Here is a 24,122-nt window from a genome sequence, read left to right as displayed (position 1 = left end):
ATGCTGATCCTGCGCGGCGCTCCCGCCCTTTCCGCTTTTCGCCACGGTAAATTGCTCGAGCAACTGACCAGTAAAGTGCCTGCTGTGACCGGCCTGTACGCCGAGTTCGCCCACTTTGCCGATGTCGACGGTGCGCTGAGTGCCGACGAAGAGCAGGTACTGGCCCGTCTGCTCAAGTACGGCCCGAGCGTGCCGGTGCAGGAACCCAGCGGTCGCCTGCTGCTGACCATCCCGCGCTTCGGCACCATCTCGCCGTGGTCGAGCAAGGCCAGCGACATCGCCCGCAACTGCGGTCTGGAAAAGATTCGCCGCCTGGAGCGGGGCATTGCCTACTACGTAGCCGGTGAGCTGAGCGACGCTGACGTGCAGCAAGTCGCCGCGCTGCTGCATGACCGCATGACCCAGCTGGTGCTGAGCAACCTGCAGGACGCCGCCAAGCTGTTCAGCCATGCCGAGCCCAAGCCGCTGACCGCCGTGGACATCCTCGGTGGCGGTCGCGCCGCGCTGGAAAAGGCCAACGTCGAGCTGGGCCTGGCCCTGGCCGAAGACGAAATCGATTACCTGGTCAACGCCTTCCGGAATCTTGCGCGCAACCCCCACGACATCGAACTGATGATGTTCGCCCAGGCCAACTCCGAGCATTGCCGCCACAAGATCTTCAACGCCAGCTGGGACATCGACGGCCAAGCCCAAGAGAAGTCGCTGTTCGGCATGATCAAGAACACCTACCAGATGCACAGCGAGAACGTGCTGTCCGCCTACAAGGACAACGCCTCGGTGATCAAGGGTCACACCGCCGGGCGCTTCTTCCCCAATCCGCAAACCCGCCAGTACGGCGCGGTGCAGGAGCCGGTGCACATCCTGATGAAGGTGGAAACCCACAACCACCCGACTGCCATCTCTCCGTTCTCCGGTGCGTCCACCGGTTCCGGCGGCGAGATTCGCGACGAAGGCGCCACCGGTCGCGGTGCCAAGCCCAAGGCCGGCCTGACCGGCTTCACCGTCTCCAACCTGAACATCCCCGGCTTCGAACAGCCCTGGGAGCAGGCCTATGGCAAGCCCGAGCGGATCGTCACGCCGCTGGACATCATGATCGAAGGCCCGCTGGGCGGCGCCGCGTTCAACAACGAATTCGGCCGTCCGGCACTGACCGGTTACTTCCGTACATTCGAGCAGTCGATCGCCACCCCCCATGGCGACGAAGTGCGCGGCTACCACAAGCCGATCATGCTCGCCGGCGGCATGGGCAACATTCGTGAAGACCACGTGCAGAAGGCCGAGATCACCGTCGGCGCCAAGCTGATCGTGCTCGGCGGCCCGGCCATGCTGATCGGCCTGGGCGGCGGCGCTGCTTCGTCGGTGGCTACCGGTGCCAGCTCGGCGGACCTGGATTTCGCTTCGGTACAGCGCGAGAACCCGGAAATGGAACGCCGCTGCCAGGAGGTCATCGACCGCTGCTGGCAGCTGGGCGACGCCAACCCGATCGCTTTCATCCATGACGTCGGTGCCGGCGGTATCTCCAACGCCTTCCCGGAACTGGTCAACGACGGTGGCCGCGGTGGCCGCTTCGAGCTGCGCAACGTGCCCAACGACGAGCCGGGCATGGCCCCGCACGAGATCTGGAGCAACGAGTCCCAGGAGCGATACGTGCTGGCTGTCAGCGCGGAGGACTTCGAGCGTTTCCAGGCCATCTGCGAGCGCGAGCGTTGCCCGTTCGCGGTGGTGGGTGAAGCCACCGAAGAGCCGCACCTGACCGTGACCGACAGCCACTTCGGCAACACCCCGGTGGACATGCCGCTCGAAGTGCTGCTCGGCAAGCCGCCGCGCATGCACCGTTCGGTCACCCGTGAAGCCGAACTGGGCGATGACTTCGACCCGAGCACCCTGGATATCGGCGAAGCCGCCGGGCGCGTACTGCGCCACCCGGCCGTGGCCAGCAAGAGTTTTCTGATCACCATCGGCGACCGCACCATCACCGGCCTGGTTGCCCGTGATCAGATGGTCGGCCCGTGGCAGGTGCCGGTGGCCGACGTGGCCGTTACCGCCACCAGCTTCGACGTGTATACCGGTGAAGCCATGGCGATGGGCGAGCGTACCCCCCTGGCGCTGCTCGATGCCCCGGCGTCCGGGCGTATGGCCATTGGTGAAACCCTTACCAACATCGCCGCCTCGCGCATCGAGAAGCTGTCCGACATCAAGCTGTCGGCCAACTGGATGTCCGCTGCCGGTCACCCGGGTGAAGACGCCCGCCTGTACGACACCGTCAAGGCCGTCGGCATGCAGCTGTGCCCCGAGCTGGGCCTGACCATTCCGGTCGGCAAGGACTCGATGTCGATGAAGACCAAGTGGAGCGAAGAGGGCGCTGAGAAGAGCGTCACCTCGCCGCTGTCGCTGATCGTCACCGGTTTCGCGCCGGTCGCCGACGTGCGCCAGACCCTGACCCCCGAGCTGCGCATGGACAAGGGCGAGACCGATCTGATCCTCATCGATCTGGGCCGTGGCCAGAACCGCATGGGCGCTTCGATCCTCGCCCAGGTGTACAGCAAGCTCGGCAGGCAGGCGCCGGACGTCGACGATGCCGAAGACCTCAAGGCCTTCTTCGCGGTGATCCAGGGCCTCAACGCCGACGGTCACCTGCTGGCTTACCATGACCGCTCCGACGGTGGCCTGCTGGTCAGCGTGCTGGAAATGGCCTTCGCCGGTCATTGCGGCCTCAGCCTGCAACTCGACGGCCTGGTGGAGAGCCGTGAAGAACTCGCCGCCTTCCTGTTCAACGAAGAACTGGGCGCGGTGATTCAGGTTCGCCAGGACGCCACCCCGGACGTGCTCGCCCAGTTCAGCGCCGCTGGCCTGGATGATTGCGTGGCGGTGATCGGCAAGCCGGTCAACAACGGCGACGTGACGATCAGCTTCAACGACCAGCCGGTGTTCACCGGCCAGCGTCGTCTGCTGCAGCGTCAGTGGGCGGAAACCAGCCACCGCATTCAGCGTCTGCGTGACAACGCCGACTGCGCGGATCAGGAATTCGACACGCTGCTGGAAGAGGACAACCCGGGCCTGTCGATCAAGCTGGGCTTCGACGTCAACGACAATATCGCTGCGCCGTACATCAAGAAGGGCGTGCGCCCACAGATCGCCGTGCTGCGTGAGCAGGGAGTCAACGGTCAGGTGGAAATGGCCGCGGCCTTCGACCGCGCCGGCTTCGCCGCGCTGGACGTGCATATGAGCGATATCCTCGCCGGTCGCGTTGACCTCAACGACTTCAAGGGCCTGGTTGCCTGCGGCGGCTTCTCCTACGGCGACGTGCTCGGCGCCGGTGAAGGCTGGGCCAAGTCGGCCCTGTTCAACGCCCGTGCCCGCGATGCCTTCCAGGGCTTCTTCGAGCGTAAGGACAGCTTCACCCTCGGCGTGTGCAACGGTTGCCAGATGCTCTCCAACCTCAGCGAGCTGATCCCGGGCACCGAGTTCTGGCCGCACTTCGTGCGTAACCGCTCCGAGCAGTTCGAGGCGCGCGTAGCCATGGTGCAGGTGCAGGAGTCGGCGTCGATCTTCCTGCGTGGCATGGCCGGTTCGCGCATGCCGATCGCCATCGCTCACGGCGAAGGTCATGCCGAGTTCGAAAGCGAAGAAGCCCTGCTCGAAGCCGACCTGTCCGGCACCGTGGCGCTGCGTTTCATCGACAACCACGGCAAGGTCACCGAAGCCTACCCGGCCAACCCCAACGGCTCGCCGCGCGGGATAACCGGTCTGACCAGCCGCGACGGCCGCGTGACCATCATGATGCCGCACCCGGAGCGGGTATTCCGCGCCGTGCAGAACTCCTGGCGCCCGGACGAGTGGCAGGAAGACGGCGGCTGGATGCGCATGTTCCGCAATGCGCGGGTGTGGGTCGACTGATCGACACCGCTCGCAGCACCAAAAGCGCCAGGCATTGCCTGGCGTTTTTTATTTGGGGTATCAATTCGGAGGTGGTTCAGGTCGTCGGTTTTGAGACGTAGCGCCTGGGTTTTTGCATGGCAGCGGCTAGTCTGCAGGGAGTGGCCGGCGACTCGCGCAGCACAGGGCGCGGCGAAACGGCGGCCGGCTAGATGAGTCTGAATATTTCAGCAGTGTTGGCTGTATCACGAATCTCGCTAGGCAATGTGCCATTATGCTGTGGCATGATTAGCACATTGTTTTCAGCGACTTGCAGTGGAGTAGTTGATGTACAAGCTGTGTTTCTACGTTCCAGAGAGCCACCTGGAAAGCGTGAAAGCCGCCGTTTTCGCGGAGGGCGCCGGACGCGCTGCGGGTTACGAACACTGCTGCTGGCAAACCCTGGGGCGCGGCCAGTTCCGCCCGCTGGAAGGCAGCACGCCGTTCATTGGCAAAAGCGGTGAGCTGGCGACGGTTGCCGAGTGGAAGGTCGAGCTGGTGGTCGGTGACGAGCTGATCCACAACGCCGTCAAGGCCCTGAAGAAAGCCCATCCCTATGAAGTGCCCGCCTTCGAAGTGTGGCGCCTGTCCGATCTGCAGTTCTGACCCGGCCTGCTGGCTGCCAGCAGGCTATCGATAGACCAATCCCGCCATCTGATCCGTGGGCGAGGCGCCTGCCTCGCCTACTCGCTGACGGCCAGTTCCTGCTCGCCTTGCTGCTGCGGGCGCCGCTGGATGCTGCCGCAGGCCAGCAGGCCGACTTCGAACAGCAGCCACATCGGCACCGCCAGCATGGTTTGCGAGAACACGTCCGGCGGGGTCAGCAGCATGCCGACCACGAAGCAGCCGACGATCACGTAGGGCCGGCTGCGACGCAAGGTGTCGACATCGGTCAGCCCGGCCCAGACGATGATGAAAGTGGCCACGGGAATCTCGAAGGCCAGCCCGAATGCCAGGAACAGGGCGAGGATGAAGTCCAGGTACAGGGCGATATCGGTCATCATCTCCACGCCATCGGGGGTGACGCTGGCGAAGAAGCCGAACATCATCGGGAATACCGCGAAGAACGCGAAGGCCATGCCGGCATAGAACAGCAGGATGCTGGAGACCAGTAGCGGCACCGCGATGCGTCGCTCGCGGCGATACAGGCCCGGTGCCACGAAGCCCCACGCCTGATGCAACAGCACCGGCATGCAGAGGAACACGGCGACCATCAGGGTCAGTTTGAATGGCGCCAGGAACGGCGAGGTCACACTGGTGGCGATCATGCTCGCGCCTTCGGGCAGGTAGCGGCGCAGCGGTTCGGAGATCAGCGTGTAAAGGGTCTGGGCGAAGGGGAACAGGCCCAGGAACGCCAGCACGATCGCCAGCAGGCAGCGCACCAGGCGCTTGCGCAGTTCGCCCAGGTGGGCGGTCAACGGCATGCTGCTCATGGCGTGCCCTCCGCTTTGCCGGTCGCCGGCTGCGGCGCCTGCAGGCTGGTGCCGCGACGCAGCTCCTGCTCCAGTTGCCGCAACGGCAGGGCATCCAGCTCCTTGCTCACGGCCTGGGCATCCAACTCACGTTCCACCTGGTCACGCAGCATGTTCATTGCCCGTTTTGCCTGGCCAAGGCCGCGGCCCAGGGTGCGGGCCGCCACCGGCAGGCGTTCCGGGCCGAGCACCAGCAACGCCACCACACTGACCAGCAGCAGTTCGGTGAAGCCTATTTCGAACATCAGGCCGGCCGGTCCGAGTGGGCCTGGGCTGGCTGAGCGGTTTCGGCCAGTGGTGCCTGCTGCTGCACCTGGGCTGGTGGCTCGTCCGCTTCGCTGTTGCCGGCCATGGATTTGCGGAAACCCTGGATGGTTTCACCCAGATCGCCACCCAGCGTCTTGAGGCGTTTGCTGCCGAACAGCAGGAACACGATCAACAGCACGATGACCAGTTGCCAGATACCGATACCACCCATGAAAAACGCTCCAACGCCATGAAATTGAAGGGCTAATCTGCCTGGGCTTTGTGACGCTACGGTGACGCGGCGATGACGAAAAGAGGCGCTTGCCACCTCTCTGCAACATTCAGCCTGTTGACTGTCGGCTCCGTGTTTTCGAGGGCTGAGTGATGGGGTGCAGGCGGCAATGCGGCGCAGCGTTATTGATGGTGCTGGTGGCCCTGGCCATGCTCGCCGGCGGATTGGCGTGGATGGTGCAGCAGGGCCGTCAGCAGGTCGATGCGGTGCGTCTGCAGCAACAGCGTATCCAGGCGCGGGCCCTGGAGGTGGCCGGCCTGGCGTTCGCCGAGCAGGCGCTGCGCGATCCTGCCTGGCGGCAGAGCCCGCTGTTCTGGCAAGCCCTGCGTGGCCAGCCGTTGCGCTACGATTTCGCCGGCGGCGCGGCGACCCTGCGCATTCGTGATCTGCACAGCTGCTTCAACGTCAACGCGCTGGCCGGCCAGGAGGCCGAACGGGCCGAGCGTCAGCTGCAGTATCTGCTCGGCGACGACCTGGCCGCCGAGCAACTGGTGCAGGCCCTGGCCGACTGGATCGACAGCGACGGCCAAAGCCGCCTGCACGGCGCCGAAAGCGATCAGTACCTGCGCCAGACGCCCCCTCGGCTGGCAGCCAATCAGCCGATGGTGGACATGAGCGAGCTGAATCTGCTGCTCACCCCCCAGCGTGGCCGGCAGCTGCGCTATCCGCAGCTCTGTGCGCTGCCGCAGACATCAGGCTGGCGACTCAATGCCAATGCCCTGAGCCTGGAGCATCTGCCCCTGCTCGACGCGCTCTACGAGGGCGAGTTCGCGCGCTCGCTGCTGGCGCGCATCATCACCGGCCGACCGGCCAACGGTTACCGCGATGTGGCCGCGTTGCGCGAGGCCCTGGGCGCGCTGGACGACCCGACGTTCGAGCGTTTGAGCGAAGGGCTGCTGCTCAACAGCGGTGATTTCCTGCTGCAGCTCGAGTTCGAGCAGGATGGCCGGCGGATCAGCAGCCAGTTCCAGGTGCAGGCCCAGGGGGTGGTGCGCTGGCACGCACAGGTGCCCGCGCAACGGGTGCAGGTGATCAGCCGGGAACCCTTGCCGTTCGCCTTGTAGCTAGGGGCTGATGGCAAGCGGTACCTGAGACCCGTTCACGATCTCTGGGTTTCTGGAAGCTTGTATCCTTGGAATCGACTGCAAAAGCGGACATTGGGCTTCAAGCCGCAAGCTGCAAGCTGCAAGAAGAAGCTAGAGCACTGTGGACTGCTTTTTAACTTGTAGCTCGGGGCTTGCAGCTTGCGGCTGCTTGCGCCACGTTGCAGTCATTGCAGGTGCAATTACGGCGAATGATCGTGAACAGGTTCTGAGAAGAGAGCGCCTGGGCGTCGCGGTTGCGCCACCCAGGCGAAGAGAGGCGGCACGAGATTGCCCCGTGCCGCGTGGGCCGGTCAGACGCCGATTTCGCCGCCGTCGTTGCGCTGGATTACCACCGTTGAGGCCCGTGGGCGGACGGTGGTGCCGGCTGGCGTTTCCTCGGTGGCGACGTCGCTGTATGGCCAGTTGCCCGGGTGCTGGATGTTGATGAACATCGACTTGTTGTCCGGGGTGAAGGCGATGCCGGTCACTTCGCAGCCGTTGGGGCCCACGAAGAAACGGCGCAGGTCCACCTGGTTCTGCGCGTTGACCGGTACCTGCTGGCCGTTGGTGTCGACCAGGTTGGTGGGGATCACCGCCAGCATCTGGTCGTTGGTGTAGCTGGTCACGCTGGATTCGCCATTGTCGGTCTGGATCCACAGAACCCCGCGGCTGTCGAAGCTCATGCCGTCCGGGCTGGCGAACTGGTTGAGCTCGGTCAGGCCCGACCGGTTGATGTCCGGCGTGGCCGAGGCATTGGCGCCGAACACGAAGATGTCCCAGGTGAAGCTCAGCTGATCGTCGCTGTCGTGCCAGCGGATCACGTGGCCATGGCGGTTCGGGCCGCGTGGGTTGGCGGCGTCCACGGTGGCGGCGGTGCGCGCGCTGTTGTTGGTCAGGGTTAGGTAGACATCGCCATTGAGCGGGTTGACGGCGGTCCACTCCGGTCGGTCCATCGGCGTTGCACCCACGGCATCGGCCGCGCCCCGGGTGTTGAGGATGATCCCCGGCAGGTCGGTGAACTTGGCGCCCAGGGTGCTGCCATCGGTGGTCGGGGTGGCCGCTACCAGCGGGATCCACGCACCGGTGCCGTCGGCATCGAAACGGGCCACGTACAGGGTGCCGTTATCCATGTATTTGGCGCCAGTGGCCAGGCGGTCGCTGGGGTTGGCGTCGGCGGCCTCCCACAGGGCGTTGGACACGTACTTGTACAGGTACTCGTTGTTCGAGTCGTCGCCGCTGTAGAACACCACCGGTTTGCCGACCACCGGTAGCGCCGGCCAGCAGCCTTCGTGGCGGAAGCGGCCCAGTGCAGTGCGCTTCACGGCGCGGGTGCTGGCATCGAAGGGGTCGATCTCGACGATGTAGCCGTAGGTGCTGGCTTCGTTGCGATAGTCATCGGTGGCCGACGCGCCACTTGGGGTGATGTTGAAGCGGGTGAATTCGTCGTTTTGTTCCGAGGCATCCCCGGCGGCGGTTTCCCAGCCATAGCGACCGGTGCTGGTGCCGATACCGATACGCGACTGGTCGGCAGGGCGGGTGCCGGTGTTGATGAAGATCGACGGCCAGTTCTCTTCACAGGTCAGGTAGGTGCCCCACGGCGTGTAACCGTTGCCGCAGTTGTTGTTGGTGCCGCGGGTCTGGGTACCGGTCGGCGAGAACTTGGTCTTCAGGTGGTCGGTGCCACTCAGCGGGCCGGAGATGTCCATCACGGTGGCGGTAGTGAAGCGGCGGTTCAGGGGGTCGTTATCGACCACCTGCCAACGGCCGTTGACCTTGCTGATGCGAATGACACCGGCGCCATGGGCGTTGATTTCCTTGCGCACTTCCTCGGCCGGGCGTCGGCCGTTGACGGTGGTCGGGCCATTGGGGTGCAGGGCATCTTCGTCGATGTATTCGTAGTTGACCGCCAGCAGGCCATCTTCGGAACTGCCGTTGATGGGGAAGAAGTGCATGCCGTCATGGTGCATGCCGGCCGAGTTTTCCTGGTCGGTGGCGGTGTTGCTGCCATCGTCTTTCCAGGGGGCGGCCAGGGAGTTGAACGGCGTGCCCCAGGGGGCCAGCACGTAGGCGCTGTAACCGGCAGCCACCACGCAGGCATCGGTACGCGAGCCGGCGATGGACTGGAAGCCGAGGGCCAGGTTCGGTTCGGCGGGTGGCTCGCTGGGGGCGCTGTCGTTGCTGGAGCCGCCGCTGTCGAAACAGCCGGTGAGGCCGGTGCCTGCGATCATCGCGATTGCCGCGCCCAGGCCTCCACGCATCACGCTGCGGCGGCTCAGGTACGCGTCCAGAACCGATGCCATGGGCAGGTTGCCACTGCTATTGCGGTCCAGGTTATCGCCGGTATCTCGACTCATCAGGTCATGTCCTTTTTCTGGTGAAGCGGCTTGAGGAAACCGGGACTGTAGAGACCGTGTGTGATGATTTTTTGGCAGTTCTGTTAATGGCTATTGAAAGCTTTATGACGCTAGCTTTCTGATTTATCTGGTTTTTTCAATTCAGACTAGCGGTAGGGCTGTCGAATAACCGCCATTAAACTGTCACATAAGCTGCCCAGTATCCCGCCCCGACCATGCATAAAGGTGAGGCGAGCGGGGCGATGACAGACATCGGCAGACGGGAAGTGATGGGCTGGATGGGCATCGGCGCGATGGCACCGCTGCTCAGCGCCTGCTCGGGCTTCGCGACCCCACGGTCGGCCGGGCAATCGGAACTGGAATTGCTTTATATCGCCGATACCCTGGATGCCCGCCAGCCCGGTCAGCCGGTGGTGCCGGCGACCCGGCTGGGGCCGGTTTCCCACCTCGGGCGCGCGCCCTGGCTCAGCGGCAGCCATGCCCACCAGGCGCGCAGCGAACTCAACCCGCTGCTTGATGCGCACCTGGCCGAGGCCGTCAGCATCGGTGGCTACGCGGTGCTGGGCGCCGTGCTGGAAGAACTGCGCCAGCGCCACGGCGCCGGGCGCTGCCTGACCCTGGAGAACGGCCAGGGCTGGAACGGCAGCGGGCTGGCCTATCTGACCCAGGGCGAGAGTGGCGCCCAGGGTAGCCAACTGCTGGGCAGCGAGGTGCGGGTCAGCAGCGATGAGCGGCTGCTGTGGCCACAGCGCTGCGCCGGTCTCTATCGACAGTTCGCTCGGCCGGTGCTGGGTGCCAGCCTGGCCGAGGATCAGGCCCAGGCCCTGGGGGTGCAACCCTTCACCCTGATCCGCCGTGCTGGCCTGCGAATTGCCGTGGTAGGCATCACCGACCCCTATGCCGGGGATCAGAAGGCTTCCTTGAAACAGTGGTACCAATCGCTGCTGCCAGCCTTCAAGGCGGCGCGTGGCCAGGCCGATCTGGTCATCGCCCTTGCCGACGTGGGCACCGGGCCCGGCCTCTGGCTGGCCGAACGGTTGGGCGATACCGACCTGCTGTTGTGTGCCCGCGGGCAGGATTTCTGGCCAACGCCGATCGAGGTGCTGCAGAGCAGCGGCAGGCGGGTGCCGGTGGTGCTCGGCGGCTGCCGGGCCAGCGGTGCCTTTCATATCGGTTGCCAGCGCCAGGCCGGGCGATGGACCTTCGTCGCCCGTTTTCACCCCGCCTTCGAGCAACTGCTTTCCCCGGCCGGCCAGGCCTATGCAGCAAACTTGCGCAGCCACTTGCAGAGCCAGCGCGCGCCCCACGCCGCCTGGCTCGATCAGCCCCTGGCCAGGGCGCCACAGGCGCTGTGGCGGCGCGACACCCGCGGTGGCAGCTGGGACCGCCTGCTGCATCAGGCCCTCTCCGATGACGGCCGGATGCAGGTGTTGTTGCCCGGCCTGCGTTACGACAGCCCCCTGGCCGCTGGCCAGGCGATTACCCGCGAACAGCTGATCAGCCTGACCGGCGGCTATCCGGCCGCCGTGGTCGAGGCGCCGGTGAAGCCGCTGGAAAGCGTGCTGGAGAACGCCGCCGACCAGCTGTTCGGCGACCCCCTGCTGCTCGACAACAGCCAGGACCTGCCGCGCTGGCAGGGGCAGGCCTGGCAGGTCAACTACAGCCCGGGCGGCAAGCGGGTTTCCGGCCTGGCGCCGCTCGACGGCCTGTGTCGCAGCGTTTCCCTGAGCGCCGATGCCCGCGGTGAACCCCTCTGGCAGCGCGTGGAAACCTGGCTGAGCAGGCAGCCGGCCGACTGGCAATTGCCGGCCCTGCAGCTGCCCAGCGTGCGCTACGTGCAGGGCCATCCCGGCTGGCACCCCAGAGGCATCAGTTGATCAGCGCGCCGCGCCTGTGGAACGGCCTGTGGCTGACCCTCGGGGCCTGGCTGGCGGCGCAGTGCGTGCTGCTGCTCAGCCGTGAGCCGCAACCGGCCCGTGCCGCCGCCGTCGAGGTGGCCGCGCCGCCCGGCCTGTTGGTTGGCCACTGGCAGCTGCAGGCCGACGACGGTGCAGTGCCGCTGACCCGGCTGCCGGTCCAGTACCTGGGCGGGCTGCGCGCGCAGCCGCTGGGCGCCACGGTGGTGGTGCTGCGCTACGAGCAGCAGGTACGCAGCTACCGCCGCGGGCAACGCCTCGCCCCCGGCATCGTGCTGCAGGACATCGACGACACGGGGCTGATTTTCGATAACCAGGGGCGGCGCGAGCGCCTGCCCTGGCCGCCACGGCCTGCCGTGACCGGCTTCAAGCGGCAAGGATAAGAGATGATTGTTCGCTACTGCCTGGCCGCGCTGCTGGCCCTGGGCGCTACCCAGATTCTGGCCGATGAGCTGCTGGACCTGCCGGTCGCCGAGTCGCCGCTGTACGAGGTGAATTTCGTCGACACCGAGCTCAGCGAGTTCATCGACAGCGTGTCGCAGATCACCGGCACCACCTTTATCGTCGACCCGCGGGTCAAGGGCAAGGTCACCGTGCGCACCGTCGAGCGCCATGACAGCGAAGCCATCTACGACATCTTTCTGGCGCAACTGCGTGCCCAGGGCTTCGCCGCGGTCAACCTGCCCAACGGCAGCGTGAAGATTCTGCCTGACCAGGCCGCGCGCCTGGAACCGGTGCCCGTGGACCCCAGCGGCGGGCAGCCGGCCGCCGGCGACGGTATCGCCACCCGGGTGTTCAGCGTGCGCAATGCCGCCAGCGAGCAGTTGCTCGGCATCATCAAGCCGCTGATCGATCCGCGGGTCGGGGTCATCACCCCGTACCCTGCCGCCAACCTGCTGGTGGTCACCGACTGGCGCAGCAACCTGGGGCGTATCGACCGCCTGCTCGCCGAACTCGATCAGGTCAGCGACGAGCCGCTGCAGGTGATGCCCCTGCAGCACGCCAGCGCCGCCGATACCAGCGCGCTGATCACTCGCCTGCTGGCCAGCGACAAGGGCGCCGACGGCGCCCAGGTGATCGCCGACCCGCGCAGCAACGCCCTGCTGGTCCGCGGCAGTGCCGACAGCCGTGAGCGGGTGCGCGCCCTGCTGACCCAGCTGGATCGACCGGGCGGCGAGTTGCGCGCCTCCAATACCCAGGTGATCTACCTGCGCCATGCCAACGCCGCCGAGGTGGTCAAGGTGCTGCGCGGTCTCAGCCAGGAGGCGCCCCAGGCCCCCGGCGAGGGCGCGGAGGGCGCCCAGGTCGCGCGCCTGCCGATCAGCGATTCCGGGGTGCGCCTGGAATACGAGGAGGGCACCAACGCGGTGGTGATGGTCGGCCCGGACAGCGAACTGGCGGCCTACCGCTCGATCGTCGAGCAACTGGACATCCGCCGCGCCCAGGTGGTGGTCGAGGCAATCATCGCCGAGGTTTCCGATTCCCGCGCCGAGGAGCTGGGCGTGCAGTGGCTGTTCGCCGACGAGAAACTCGGCGCCGGGGTGGTCAACTTCAGCGCTGGTGGCGCGAATATCGCCAGCATCGCCGGTGCGGCGGCCAGTGGCGACAACGCCGCCCTCGGCGAGCTGCTGTCGGGTGTCAACGGCGCGACCGCCGGCATCGGTCATTTCGGCGGTGGCTTCAATTTCGCCGTGCTGCTCAATGCGCTGAAGAGCAAGAGCGGCTTCAACCTGCTGTCCACCCCGACCCTGCTGACCCTGGACAACGCCGAGGCGTCGATTCTGGTTGGCCAGGAAGTGCCCTTCGTCACCGGCTCGGTGACCCAGAACAACAGCAACCCGTACCAGACCATCGAGCGCCGCGAGGTCGGCGTGAAGTTGCGCATCAAGCCGCAGATCAATATCGACAACAGCGTGCGCCTGGACATCGTCCAGGAGGTGTCGTCGATTGCCGACTTCGCCTCGGCCAGCGACGTGATCACCAACAAGCGCGAGATCAAGACCAAGGTCATGGTCGAGGACAACGGCCTGATCATTCTCGGTGGGCTGATCAGCGATGAAACCAGCAATACCGACCAGAAGGTGCCCCTGCTCGGCGACATACCCGGCCTCGGCCGGCTGTTCCGCTCGACCGGCAAGAGCGGCGTCAAACAGAACCTGATGGTGTTCATCCGCCCGCGCATCCTGCGTGACGGGCCGAGCATCGCCAGCTTCAGTGCCGATAAATACCAGAACCTGCAGCGCGAGACGGCGCTGGAGTTGCCGGCGCTGGACGGCGACGCCGGGCTGCAGCAGCTGTTCCCGGCCAGCCGCGCGCGCCTCGATGGGGGCGCCTGGTAATGGGCCTGTTGCCCTATCGCCTGGCCCGGCAGGCCGGCCTGGCCTGGGTGCCCGGCGAGGGCAGCTGGAGCCTGTGGCTGTGCGAGGACGCCGACACCGACCAGTTGCAGGAGCTGTTGCGCGTCGAGGGTGCACCGGCTTCGGTGTGTCGCTTGCCACGCAGCGAGTTCGAACAGCGCCTGGGCCAGCTGTACCAGGCCGGCGAGGGGGCGAATGCGGCGCTGATCGAGGGCATCGGCGAGCAGGTCGATCTCGACAGTTTGATGAACGACATGCCGCGCATCGAGGACCTGCTGGAGAGCGATGACGAGGCGCCGGTGATCCGCCTGATCAACGGCCTGTTCGCCCAGGCCCTGCAATTGCAGGCCTCGGATATCCATATCGAGACCTTCGAGCAGAGCCTGGTGGTGCGCCTGCGCATCGACGGCCACCTGAGCGAGGTGCTGCGCCCGCCACGGGCGCTGTCGGCGATGCTGGTGTCGCGCATCAAGGTCATGGCGCGCCTGGACATCGCCGAAAAGCGTCAGCCCCAGGACGGCCGCATCACCCTGCGCGCCGCCGGCCGTGAGGTCGACGTGCGGGTCTCCACCCTGCCGGGCATCCACGGCGAGCGGGTGGTGATGCGCGTGCTGGACAAGCAGGCCAGCCTGCTGGCGCTGCCCAACCTGGGCATGCCCTCTGCGGTGGAGCAGGGCCTGCGCGCCTGCCTGGGCCGCCCCAACGGCATCGTGCTGAGCACCGGGCCGACCGGCTCGGGCAAGACCACCACGCTGTATGCCAGTCTCAACAGCCTCAACGATGGCAGCCGCAATATCCTCACCGTCGAAGACCCGGTGGAATACGCCATCACCGGCATCGGCCAGACCGCCATCAACCCGCGTGCCGGGCTGACCTTCGCCAGTGGCCTGCGGGCGATCCTGCGCCAGGACCCGGACGTGATCATGCTTGGCGAAATCCGTGACCGGGAAACCGCGCAGATCGCCGTGCAGGCCAGCCTTACCGGGCACCTGGTGCTGTCGACGCTGCATACCAACAGCGCCGTGGGCGCGGTGACCCGGCTGCGCGACATGGGTATCGAGCCCTTCCTGATCGCCTCCTGCCTGCGCGGCGTGCTCGCCCAGCGCCTGGTTCGTCGCCTGTGCAATTGCGCCGAGCGGCGCCCCCTGCAGGCCGCCGAGCGGCAGCTGCTGCCTGAGCTGGCCGGCCTCGACCACAGCTTTCATCCGGTGGGCTGCGCGCAGTGCCAGGGCAGCGGTTATCAGGGGCGCCTGGGGCTGTACGAATTCATCGAGCTGGACGACGGGCTGATCGCGCTGCTGTACAGCGGCGCCAGCGAGGTGAGCATGCACGCCTACCTCGAGGAGCGTCGGCAGAGCCTGGCGGCCATGGCCTGCGATTGCCTGGGCCGCGGCGACACCAGCCTGGCCGAAGTGCTGCGCGCGGTGCAGGGCTGAGCATGCCGACCTATCGCTATCAGGCCGTCGACCTGGCCGGCAAGGCGCACAAGGCCAGCCTGCAGGCGGACAGCGAGCGCCATGCCCGGCAGTTGCTGCGCGAAAACGGGCTGTTCGCCCGTGAGCTGCACCGTCACGACCCGCAAAGCCGCCAACCGCGCCGCCAGCGGGTCAGCCGCGCCCAGCTGTGCGAGCTGACCCGGCAACTGGCGACCCTTACCGGCGCTGGCATTCCGCTGGTTGACGCCTTGGGCACCCTGGAGCGGCAGCTGGTCCAGCCCGCCCTGCGCAGCCTGCTGGTGGCGGTACGCGGCTCGCTGGCCGAGGGCGTCGGCCTGGCCCGCAGCCTGGCCCGCCAGGGCGGGGTGTTCTCGGCCCTGTATTGCGCGCTGGTCGAGGCCGGGGAGCGCTCCGGCCGCCTGGCCCAGGTGCTCGAACGCCTGGCCGAGCACCTGGAGCAGGTGCAACGCCAGCAGCACAAGGCGCGCACCGCGCTGATCTACCCGGCCGTGCTGATGGGGGTGTCCCTGGCCGTGGTGATCGGCCTGATGACCTTCGTGGTGCCCAAGCTTACCGAGCAGTTCGCCCATGCCGGGCAGAGCCTGCCGTGGATCACCACGCTGCTGATCGGCATCAGCAACGCGCTGGTGCTGCTCGGCCCCTGGCTGCTGGGGGCGGCGCTGCTGGCGGGGTTGCTCGGCAAATTACTGCTGCGCAAACCGCACTGGTGCCTGCGCCGCGATGATCTGCTGCTGCGCCTGCCCCAGGTCGGTGTGCTCCTGCAGGTGCTGGAAAGCGCACGGCTGTCACGCAGCCTGGCGATTCTGGTCGGCAGCGGCGTGCCCCTGCTCGAGGCCCTGCAGGTGGCCACCGCCACGGTCAATAACCGGCGCATCCGTCTGGCCCTGGAGCGGGTCGGCAATGAGGTGAAGGGCGGCGTCAGCCTGCATCGGGCGCTGGAGGCCAGCGGCCATTTCCCGCCGTTGCTGCTGAACATGGTGGCCAGTGGCGAGGCCAGCGGCACCCTGCCGGACATGCTCGAACGCGTGGCGGACAACCAGGAGCGTGGCTTCGCCCGCCAGGTGGACACCGCCATGGCACTGTTCGAACCCCTGATGATTCTGGTGATGGGCGGCGTGGTGCTGTTCATCGTAATGGCCGTGCTGCTGCCGATCATGCAGCTCAACCAGGGCCTGACACTGTAAGGAGGAGCGCCATCATGCGCAGCAATCGTTTCACCCAGCGGGGCTTCACCCTGATGGAAATCATGGTGGTGATCTTCATCATGGGGCTGTTGATCGCCGTGGTCGCACCCAGCGTGCTGGGCAGCCAGGACAAGGCCATGAAGCAGAAGGTGATGGCCGACCTGTCCACCTTCGAGCAGGCCCTGGACATGTACCGCCTCGACAACCTGCGCTTCCCCAGCAACGAGCAAGGGCTGTCGGCACTGGTGGCCAAGCCGACCGTCGAGCCGCTGCCGCGTGCCTGGCGTGCCGACGGCTATATCCGCCGCTTGCCCGAGGATCCCTGGGGCCAGCCTTATCAATACCGCAGCCCGGGCCAGCATGGTCGGGTCGATGTCTACTCGCTGGGCGCCGATGGCGTCGCGGGCGGCGAGGGCATCGATGCCGACCTGGGCAACTGGGAACTCTGAGACGCTGCCATGGGCGGGAGTTGCGACAAGGTGGCAGGCACTTGCGTAGGGCGGACAACGCTGTTGTCCACCGTTGCGATCGTAATCCGTAGGGTGGACAACGCTCTTTTTGTCCACCATTGCGATCGTGAGCGGTGGGCGGGTAAAGCGTCGTCCACTCTAAGTGGCGGGGAGCTCTGAAGGGTGTCCGAGCAGCGCGGGTTCAGCCTGCTGGAGTTGCTGGTCGTGCTGTTTATCGCCGGCCTGCTGACCAGCCTCAGCGTGGCCTGGCTCGACAGCGGTGAGGCGCCGGCGCAGCAGGCCCTGGAGCGCCTTGCCGCCGCCAGCCGCGCCCAGGCCGCCGAGGCGTTGCACGCCGGGCAGATTCATGGCCTGCGCTGGAACGGCCAGCGCCCCGAGTTCGTGCGCCAGGTGCGCGATCGGGAGGGGCTGCGCTGGCAGGTCGAGGCGGTCGCGCTGGGCGAATGGCCGGCGCTGCTGAGGCCTGACTGGCCGGCTGCCGGTGAGCCGCGTCTGGTGTTCACGCCAAACGGTGTCGGGCGTGCGCAGGCATTGCGCTGGCACTGGCCCGATGGCGGCGAACAGTGGCAGTGGGAAAGCGCCGGGCGCTTGCAGCGGACGTCGTTGCCATGAAGCGCCAGCGCGGGTTCACCCTGCTCGAGGTGACGGTCGCCCTCGGTATCGCCGCCGTGCTGGCGGTCATGACCAGCCAGGTGCTGCGCCAGCGCCTGGCCGTACAGCAGAGCGTTCAGCAGCATCAGCTCGGGGCGTTGTGTGCCCGTGAGCTGGAAGCACGTTTTGCGGTCGAGCAACTCTGGCCGGCGCAGAACAGCCTCGCCGGGGTGCTCGCCCAGGGCCACGGCAGCTGTCATTGGCAACTGCAGATGCAGGGCACCGGGGTACGCAACCTGCGGCGTGCCGAGCTGAGCCTGTTCGCCGATGGCGAGCGCCGCGAGTCGCTGGGGTTGTATCAGCTGTTTCTGGTGCGCCCATGAACGCCAGGCAGGGCGGCTTGACCCTGATCGAACTGCTGGTCGCCCTGGCGCTGACGGCCTTGCTGGGCGTGCTGCTGGCCGCCCTGGTCAATGGCTGGATCAATGTGCGCGAGCGCCTGTCCCAGGGCGCGCCAGGTATCCCGGTACTGGATTTCTGCCTGGCCCTGGAGCGTCGTTTCGATACCACCGTGCTGCGTCAGCTGCATGAGCGCCGCTTGCCGCTGGCCTTGAACTGGCTGGACTGGCAGCCGGACGAGCTGCAACTGCAGTGGGTGGCGCTCGGCGCCTGGCCGAGCGCCGAAGGCGGCGCCCGCCTGCAGCGCCAGCGTCTGGGATACGAGCGCCGCAGCCAGCGCCTGCTGCTGTACACCTCCGGTGATCTGTACGCCGCAGGCGCCCCGGCGTGGACCCTGCGCGAGCAGCTGGACCGGGTCGAATCGGTGACTTTCAGTTTTCGCCAGGACAGCCGCTGGCTGGCCTGGCCATCGACGGACAGGTTGCGCCCGGACAGGGGCGTGCGCCTGACGTTTCAGCGTGATGGAGCCCCCTATGTCTGTACCTTCGCCCTGCCGTGGGGCCGTTCATGAAACTTGAGCCTTGGCGTCGCCGTGCGGCACGGCCCTGGTTGCTGCTGCGCCCGGGCAGCCATGGCGAGGCCTGGCAGTGGGCTCGGGTCGAGCAGGGCCGCGTGCCGGCCTCAGGTTCGGGAACGCCGCCGGCAATACCGGGTGCACGGGTGGCGCTGGTGCTGCCGGGGGAGCGGTGCAGCCACTTTCAGGTGGCGGCGCCCCCGGGGCTGAAGCGTCACGAGTGGCCGTTGCTGCTCGAGGATCGCCTGCTGCAGAGCGCCGAGGAACTGGCCTGCGGCTGCCTGGCCCGCGAGCCCGGCTGGATGAGGCTGGTCTACATCGAGCAGGCGCTGCTCGACGGTTGGCTGGCGCAATGCGCCGAGTGGCAGCTCGATGTGCAGCGCTGCTGGGCGCAGTTCCAGCTGTTGCCGGTGCCAGCTCCCGGCGCCGCCTGGTGCTGGCGCCAGGAGGGCGGGGCGAGTCTGTTCGTCGGTAGCAGCGCCGAGGCGCGCCAGCACTGGCTGGCCTGGCCGGTCGAGCTGCAGGCGGCGGCGCCTGCCGGTATCTGGGGCGAGCTGGAGATCCACAGGCTCGAGGGCGCCTGGCCCGAGCCGCTCGCCGCGCTGGATGACCTGCCCAGCCTGTTCGAACGGCGCCGGGCGAAGCGCCAGGCGCGCGCACTCAGCCCTGGCCTGTGGCGCCTGCCGGCTGCCTGCCTGGCTCTGGCCGTGCTCTGGGCGGGGCTGTGGGCCAGCCAGCAATGGCGGCAGCAGGGCGTCTATCAGGCGCAGGTGGAAGCCGTGGTCGGCCCGGTCGCTTCACTGCGCGAAGCCGCGCAGCGGGTCAAGCAGCAGCGTCTGGGCGCGGACGAGCGGCAGCTGCGCCTGCGGCAACTGCAGCATCTGCAGACCGAGCTCGATGGCTGGTTGCGTGCCAACGCCGGCTGGCAATTGAGCGCTGCCCAGTTCGATGGGCAGCGCTGGGCCCTGCGCCTGCAGGGCCATGAAGCCATCGACGATTCAGCCTGGCAGGCGATGGCGGGCGCTATTGGCGTGGCGGTACAGGTGAGCCAGGCCGGCGACGAACTCGATCTGACTTTCGACCTCGGAGGCGCCTAATGAGCCTGAATCTCGAACACCGCGGCCTACGCCTGCTGGCGGTGGCAATCATCGCCGTACTGCTGGCGCTGCTGGCCTGGCGTGAAGGCCAGCAGCGCTGGCAGGCCTTTGGCCAATGGCAGGCGCTGGCAGGCGCGAGCCTGGCCCTGCGGGCCGACAGGACGCTGAGCGCCGAGGACCTGCAGCAGGCTGCCAAGGCCCGCGCCATCCGCATCGACACCCTGGAGCCGGACACCGCGCACTGGCTGGTACGGGGGCGGCTCAAGGATGAGCGCGTGTTGCAGGACTGGCTCCTGCAGCTGGAGCGGGAGGGCGCCCAGCTGTTGCGCTGGAGCCTGCGCCGTGAGGAGTCGGCGCTGCACTTCGAACTGGCCCTGCAGCGATGAGCCGGCGCGCGTGGCTGTGGGCGCTGCTGGTATTCGCCCTGACCCTGCTGGTCGAGCTGCCCGCCCGCTGGCTGTTGGCGCCCCTGCCGGTACCGCTGGCCGGCATCAGCGGCAGTCTCTGGCAGGGGCAGGCCGAGCGCCTGGGGGACTTGGGGCCGCTGCGTTGGCAATGGCAACCCTGGCGAGCCAGGGCCCAGGCGAGCGCCGGTTACCAGGGGCAGCGCTGGCAGTTGCAGGTGGCCGGGTGGCCTTGGGCCTGGCAGGCCTCGCTACAGCCGGTCAGCGATCCTCATACGCTGGCGACCGATTACCGCCTGGCGGGGCAGTGGCAGGGCCGTATCGTGCTGAGCGGCAGCGCGTCGCGTTGCCGCTCAGCCGAGGGCCAGTTGCAGGGTGATGGGCTGGCGCTGCAGGCGCCCTGGCAGCTGGAATTGGGCCAGGCGCGCCTGGCGCTGGATTGCAGCACCGGCTGGAAACTGGCAGGGCAGCTGAGTTTGGCCGGTCAGCACCATGCCGACCTGGCGGCCGATCTGCTCGCCCGGCAGGCCAGGTTGACGGGGCGCGTCGAGCCTGGCGCGGCGCTGCAACCGCTGCTGGTCAGTGGGCAATGGCTGGCGCCGGGCGGCACCGAGGTGGCGCGCACTATCCGTTGGTAATCACGCCAGCTCAACAGGCCGTCAGGGGCGAATCTCGATCAGCGTGCCGTCTTTAACCAGCGCCCAGACCTCGCGCATGTCGGCGTTCTTCATGGCGATGCAGCCTTCGGTCCAGTCCAGGGTATGGAAGAACCACTCGGGGTATTCGTCGTCCAGCGGCGTGCCGTGGATCATGATCATGCTGCCCGGTTTCACCCCGGCGGCCTTGGCTTGGGCCTGGTCACGGGCGTTGGGGTAGGAGATGTGCATGGACAGGTTGTACTTCTCGCTCTTGCGCCGCCAGTCGATCCAGTAGAAACCTTCCGGCGTGCGCAGGTCGCCCTCGCGCAGCTTGGCGCCGAGCGGCTGTTTGCCCAGGGAGATGCGATAGGACTTGAGCGTCTTGCCCCGCTGATCAGTTGCAGCCGGCGCTGGGACTTTTCCACCAATACCTTGTCGACGGTGGCCACGGGAGCGGCGGGCGCGGTGGCGGCTTGGCCGGCGAGGGCCAGCGAGAAGAGGGTAAAGGCGAGCAACCAGCGCATGGAATTTTCGACTGAGCAGATGGCCGGCGGGCGGCGGAGGCTCATTCTAAGGCAGGCGTATATAAGCGCCTAGGGGCTGGCGACAGGCGCCGCACAGCCCCGTAGCCTGATATAGAGCGAGGCGAACCCTGTAATCCCTGGTTCGCCTCGCTCACGCAGCCATCAGTACAACGAGGGCAGCTCGTTGGGGCGCAGGTCGAAGACCAGCACCTCGGCCTGCTGGCCTTTGCTCAGGTGCAGGTCGCGCACGTCGCGCAGCCTTACGCCATCGCCGGCCTGCAACTGCTCGCCGTTGAGCTGGACGCTGCCGCTGGCCACGTGAACGTAGGCGTAGCGGTCATCGTCCAGTTGCAGATGCGCCTGCTCGGCACCGTCGAATAGCCCGGCATACACCCGCGCATTCTGGCGCACGCTCAGCGAACCATCGGCGCCATCCGGCGAGATGATCAGCTGCAGGCGACCGCGTTTTTGCGCCTCGCTGAAGTGCTCCTGCTGGTAGCGCGGCTCGGCCTGGCGTTCGCTCGGCACGATCCAGATCTGCAGGAAGTGCACCGGCTCGCTACGCGAGTGGTTGAATTCGCTGTGCGACACACCGCTACCGGCGCTCATCAGTTGCACGTCGCCAGGGCGGATCACCGAGCCGGTGCCCAGGCTGTCCTTGTGCTCCAGGGCGCCTTGCAGCACGTAGGAGAAGATCTCCATGTTGCGGTGCGGGTGCTCGCCGAAACCCTGGCCAGCGGCCACGGTGTCGTCGTTGATCACCAGCAGGTCGGAGAAGCCACGCTCCTTCGGGTTGTTGTAGCTGGCGAACGAGAAGGTGTGAAAGGAGTTGAGCCAGCCATGGTCGGCATGGCCACGGTCGGTCGCTTTACGGATAGCCAGCATGATGAATCCTCCGGTTGATAAGTGCGGCCTCTATCGGCGGCATGGAGGTAATGTTACTGACTATCTGCAGATTGATTAACTAGCTGGAAATGGATTTATTGTCCGCTTCAGGTTGACGGTATCAGGCGTTCAGGTGCTCTATCTGCTGCTTGATGAAATCCGAGAACACCTGCACCGCGCGGGCGGATTGCCGGTGTTGTGGATACACCGCATACACCGCAGCGGGCGCAGGCCAGTGCTGAGCGAGGATCGGCACCAGCGCGCCGCTCTCCAGGGCCTGGCCGACGATAAAGGTGGGCAGGTAGGCGATGCCCATGCCGGCCACGGCCGCATCGCGAATCAGCTCGCCGTTGTTGGCACGCAACTGGCCGCGCATGCTCAGGTTCCTGGGTTTGCCGGCCTCGCGCAGGCGCCACTCCACGTGGCGGCTGTGCCCGTAGAGCAGGCAGGCATGCTGCTGCAGTTCGTCGAGGTCGGCCGGTGCGCCGTGTTCCTCAAGGTAAGCGGGGCTGGCGCAGAGGATGGTCTGCATGTCGGTCAGGCGCTTGGCGATCAGGCTGGAGTCTTCCAGGGTGCCGATGCGGATCGACATGTCGTAACCGTCGGCGAGCAGGTCGACGGCGCGGTCGTTGAGGTCGATCTCCAGGTTGATGTGCGGGTGCTGCTGCATGAACAGCGGCAGCACCTGGCTCAGGTGCAGGGTGGCGAAGGTCATCGGCGCGCTGACCCGCAGGGTGCCGCGCAGGGAAGCGCCCTGGGCAGACACCAGCTCCTGGGCATCGCGTAGGTCGGCGAGGATGTTGGTGGCCTTGTCGTACAGCAGCAGGCCCAGCTCGGTGGCCTGCAGGCGGCGCGTGGTGCGGTTGAGCAGGCGCACGCCGAGCAGCGCTTCCAAGGCGGCGACGCGGCGGCTGACGTACTGCTTGGTCACCCCGAGGGTGTCGGCGGCAGCGGTGAAGCTACCAGCGTCCAGGGTGGTGACGAACAGGCGCAGATCTTCGACGTTCATGGGCTTCTCATCGGTTGGCCCGCGATTATTACCGGGTGCGTGGGCTTCGCGCCATCGGCTATCCTCGGCGTCTGCCCCAACTGCCCAGGACGCCTCGATGTTCACCAGCAAGTTGCCCGCTGTCGGCACCACCATCTTTACCACCATGTCCCAGCTGGCGGCCCAGACCGGCGCCATCAACCTGTCCCAGGGCTTCCCGGATTTCGACGGCCCCGAGGCCCTGCGCGAAGCGCTGGCCCGGCACGTGGCGGCGGGGCACAACCAGTACGCGCCGATGACCGGGCTGCCGGCATTGCGCGAGCAGATCGCCCTGAAGATCGAGCGGCTGTACGGGCGCAAGGTCAGTGCGGACAGCGAGGTGACCGTCACGCCGGGCGCCACCCAGGCGATCTTCTGCGCGATCCAGGCGCTGATTCATCCCGGCGACGAGGCGATCGTCTTCGACCCTTGCTACGACAGCTACGACCCCAGCGTGACCCTGGCCGGCGGGCGCTGCATCCACCTACCCTTGGCCGCTGGTGATTTCGCCATCGACTGGCAACGCCTGGAAGCGGCGCTGAGCCCCCGTACCCGGCTGATCGTGCTCAACACGCCGCACAACCCCAGCGGCGCATTGATCAGCCGCGACGAGCTGGATCGCCTGGCCGCACTGATCCGTGACCGCGACATCCATATCCTCAGCGATGAAGTCTACGAGCACCTGGTGTTCGACGGCCGCCAGCACGCCAGCGTACTGAGCCACGACGAGCTCTACGCCCGGGCTTTCGTGGTCAGCTCGTTCGGCAAGACCTACCACGTCACCGGCTGGAAGACCGGTTATGTAGTGGCGCCTCCGGCGCTGAGCGCCGAGTTGCGCAAGGTGCACCAGTACGTCAGCTTCTGTGGGGTGACGCCGCTGCAATGTGCGCTGGCGGACTTCATGGCCGAGTGGCCCGAACATGTGAGCGAGCTGCCGGCGTTCTACCAGGCCAAGCGCGATCTGTTCTGCGACCTGCTGGCGGGCTCGCGCTTCACCTTCAGCCGCACGCCGGGTACCTATTTCCAGCTGGCCGACTACTCGGCGATCCGCCCGGACCTGGACGACGTGGCCATGGCCCAGTGGCTGACCCGCGAGCACGGCGTGGCGGCAATTCCGGTGTCGGTGTTCAGCGAACGGCCGGATCCAGCGCAGCGCCTGGTACGCTTCTGTTTCGCCAAGCGCGAGGACACCCTGCGCCAGGCAGCGGAAAAACTCAGCGCCATCTAGCACCTTG

22 protein-coding genes and 1 pseudogene are annotated in these 24,122 nt (G+C 66.8%); 16 read left to right on the top strand and 7 right to left on the bottom strand.

From position 1 onward, the window contains the following. On the top strand, positions 1–3,897 hold the full coding sequence (purL, locus tag SA190iCDA_RS18590; protein ID WP_070885523.1) for a phosphoribosylformylglycinamidine synthase: 3,897 nt from the start codon (positions 1–3) through the stop codon (positions 3,895–3,897). Between the two features lie 306 nt (positions 3,898–4,203). After that, positions 4,204–4,521 carry a YqfO family protein gene (locus SA190iCDA_RS18585; RefSeq protein WP_070885522.1) on the top strand — a complete coding sequence of 106 codons (318 nt, stop codon included), beginning with the start codon at positions 4,204–4,206 and terminating at the stop codon, positions 4,519–4,521. A gap of 77 nt (positions 4,522–4,598) precedes the next feature. Here SA190iCDA_RS18585 and tatC read toward each other — a convergent pair whose 3' ends face one another. Genes tatC through tatA form a run of 3 tightly spaced genes read right to left on the bottom strand, consistent with a single transcriptional unit; the run spans position 4,599 to position 5,865 of the window. Then, a complete protein-coding gene (gene tatC / locus SA190iCDA_RS18580) occupies positions 4,599–5,348 on the bottom strand; it encodes a twin-arginine translocase subunit TatC (RefSeq protein ID WP_070885521.1) in 750 nt (249 codons plus the stop codon). After that, complete coding sequence (tatB, locus tag SA190iCDA_RS18575) at positions 5,345–5,632, bottom strand: Sec-independent protein translocase protein TatB (protein WP_070885520.1); 288 nt, start codon at positions 5,630–5,632, stop codon at positions 5,345–5,347. The genes tatC and tatB overlap by 4 nt, the downstream gene beginning before the upstream one ends. Continuing rightward, positions 5,632–5,865 (bottom strand): twin-arginine translocase TatA/TatE family subunit, encoded by a 234-nt coding sequence (tatA, locus tag SA190iCDA_RS18570; protein ID WP_070885519.1) that lies wholly within the window; start codon positions 5,863–5,865, stop codon positions 5,632–5,634. Before tatA ends, tatB begins: the two co-directional genes overlap by 1 nt. 152 nt (positions 5,866–6,017) lie before the next feature. Here tatA and gspK point away from each other — a divergent pair, with 152 nt between their 5' ends. Continuing rightward, positions 6,018–6,989, top strand: coding sequence for a type II secretion system minor pseudopilin GspK (gspK, locus tag SA190iCDA_RS18565; RefSeq protein ID WP_070885518.1), 972 nt, complete (start codon positions 6,018–6,020; stop codon positions 6,987–6,989). Positions 6,990–7,321: 332 nt separating this feature from the next. Here gspK and SA190iCDA_RS18560 read toward each other — a convergent pair whose 3' ends face one another. Continuing rightward, positions 7,322–9,364, bottom strand: coding sequence for a PhoX family protein (locus SA190iCDA_RS18560; RefSeq protein ID WP_070885517.1), 2,043 nt, complete (start codon positions 9,362–9,364; stop codon positions 7,322–7,324). 242 nt (positions 9,365–9,606) lie between these two features. Between SA190iCDA_RS18560 and SA190iCDA_RS18555 the strand changes: the two genes are divergently transcribed. The 12 genes from SA190iCDA_RS18555 (at position 9,607) to SA190iCDA_RS18500 (ending at position 20,451) form a co-directional block, all read left to right on the top strand. Next, positions 9,607–11,241, top strand: coding sequence for a lipoprotein UxpA (locus SA190iCDA_RS18555; RefSeq protein ID WP_070885516.1), 1,635 nt, complete (start codon positions 9,607–9,609; stop codon positions 11,239–11,241). Then, a complete protein-coding gene (locus SA190iCDA_RS18550) occupies positions 11,238–11,663 on the top strand; it encodes a pilus assembly protein PilZ (protein ID WP_070885515.1) in 426 nt (141 codons plus the stop codon). Before SA190iCDA_RS18555 ends, SA190iCDA_RS18550 begins: the two co-directional genes overlap by 4 nt. 3 nt (positions 11,664–11,666) lie before the next feature. Beyond that, positions 11,667–13,619, top strand: a complete 1,953-nt coding sequence (gspD, locus tag SA190iCDA_RS18545) for a type II secretion system secretin GspD (protein WP_070885514.1) — start codon at positions 11,667–11,669, stop codon at positions 13,617–13,619. 5 nt (positions 13,620–13,624) lie between these two features. Further along, positions 13,625–15,073: a GspE/PulE family protein gene (locus tag SA190iCDA_RS18540; protein WP_083329793.1), complete on the top strand. Its 1,449-nt coding sequence runs from the start codon at positions 13,625–13,627 to the stop codon at positions 15,071–15,073. Between the two features lie 2 nt (positions 15,074–15,075). Continuing rightward, on the top strand, positions 15,076–16,278 hold the full coding sequence (gene gspF, locus SA190iCDA_RS18535; protein WP_070885512.1) for a type II secretion system inner membrane protein GspF: 1,203 nt from the start codon (positions 15,076–15,078) through the stop codon (positions 16,276–16,278). A gap of 14 nt (positions 16,279–16,292) precedes the next feature. After that, a complete protein-coding gene (gene gspG, locus SA190iCDA_RS18530; RefSeq protein ID WP_070885511.1) occupies positions 16,293–16,727 on the top strand; it encodes a type II secretion system major pseudopilin GspG in 435 nt (144 codons plus the stop codon). A gap of 183 nt (positions 16,728–16,910) precedes the next feature. Then, entirely contained in the window at positions 16,911–17,360 is a 450-nt protein-coding gene (gene gspH, locus SA190iCDA_RS18525) for a type II secretion system minor pseudopilin GspH (protein WP_070885510.1), read from the top strand. Further along, a complete protein-coding gene (locus SA190iCDA_RS18520) occupies positions 17,357–17,722 on the top strand; it encodes a type II secretion system protein (protein ID WP_070885509.1) in 366 nt (121 codons plus the stop codon). The genes gspH and SA190iCDA_RS18520 overlap by 4 nt, the downstream gene beginning before the upstream one ends. After that, on the top strand, positions 17,719–18,309 hold the full coding sequence (locus tag SA190iCDA_RS18515; RefSeq protein WP_070885508.1) for a prepilin-type N-terminal cleavage/methylation domain-containing protein: 591 nt from the start codon (positions 17,719–17,721) through the stop codon (positions 18,307–18,309). Before SA190iCDA_RS18520 ends, SA190iCDA_RS18515 begins: the two co-directional genes overlap by 4 nt. Beyond that, positions 18,306–19,409, top strand: coding sequence for a GspL/Epsl periplasmic domain-containing protein (locus SA190iCDA_RS18510; RefSeq protein ID WP_070885767.1), 1,104 nt, complete (start codon positions 18,306–18,308; stop codon positions 19,407–19,409). The genes SA190iCDA_RS18515 and SA190iCDA_RS18510 overlap by 4 nt, the downstream gene beginning before the upstream one ends. Then, positions 19,409–19,795: a type II secretion system protein GspM gene (gspM, locus tag SA190iCDA_RS18505; RefSeq protein WP_070885507.1), complete on the top strand. Its 387-nt coding sequence runs from the start codon at positions 19,409–19,411 to the stop codon at positions 19,793–19,795. Before SA190iCDA_RS18510 ends, gspM begins: the two co-directional genes overlap by 1 nt. Then, complete coding sequence (locus SA190iCDA_RS18500) at positions 19,792–20,451, top strand: general secretion pathway protein GspN (protein ID WP_070885506.1); 660 nt, start codon at positions 19,792–19,794, stop codon at positions 20,449–20,451. The genes gspM and SA190iCDA_RS18500 overlap by 4 nt, the downstream gene beginning before the upstream one ends. A 21-nt stretch (positions 20,452–20,472) precedes the next feature. On the opposite strand, the pseudogene SA190iCDA_RS18495 reads toward SA190iCDA_RS18500, so the two are convergent. The 3 genes and pseudogenes from SA190iCDA_RS18495 to SA190iCDA_RS18485 all read right to left on the bottom strand — a co-directional run bounded on the left by SA190iCDA_RS18495 (position 20,473) and on the right by SA190iCDA_RS18485 (position 22,869). Continuing rightward, a pseudogene (locus SA190iCDA_RS18495) lies at positions 20,473–20,975 on the bottom strand (L,D-transpeptidase family protein). Positions 20,976–21,137: 162 nt separating this feature from the next. After that, entirely contained in the window at positions 21,138–21,860 is a 723-nt protein-coding gene (locus tag SA190iCDA_RS18490) for a pirin family protein (RefSeq protein WP_070885504.1), read from the bottom strand. A gap of 121 nt (positions 21,861–21,981) precedes the next feature. Further along, positions 21,982–22,869, bottom strand: a complete 888-nt coding sequence (locus SA190iCDA_RS18485; RefSeq protein ID WP_070885503.1) for a LysR family transcriptional regulator — start codon at positions 22,867–22,869, stop codon at positions 21,982–21,984. A gap of 97 nt (positions 22,870–22,966) precedes the next feature. Here SA190iCDA_RS18485 and SA190iCDA_RS18480 point away from each other — a divergent pair, with 97 nt between their 5' ends. Continuing rightward, positions 22,967–24,115, top strand: coding sequence for a pyridoxal phosphate-dependent aminotransferase (locus SA190iCDA_RS18480; RefSeq protein WP_070885502.1), 1,149 nt, complete (start codon positions 22,967–22,969; stop codon positions 24,113–24,115). The last annotated feature ends 7 nt before the right edge of the window (positions 24,116–24,122 follow it).

It is taken from the genome of Pseudomonas argentinensis, assembly GCF_001839655.2.
Taxonomy (GTDB): domain Bacteria; phylum Pseudomonadota; class Gammaproteobacteria; order Pseudomonadales; family Pseudomonadaceae; genus Aquipseudomonas; species Aquipseudomonas argentinensis_B.
This window is presented reverse-complemented; position numbering and strand designations above follow the sequence as displayed.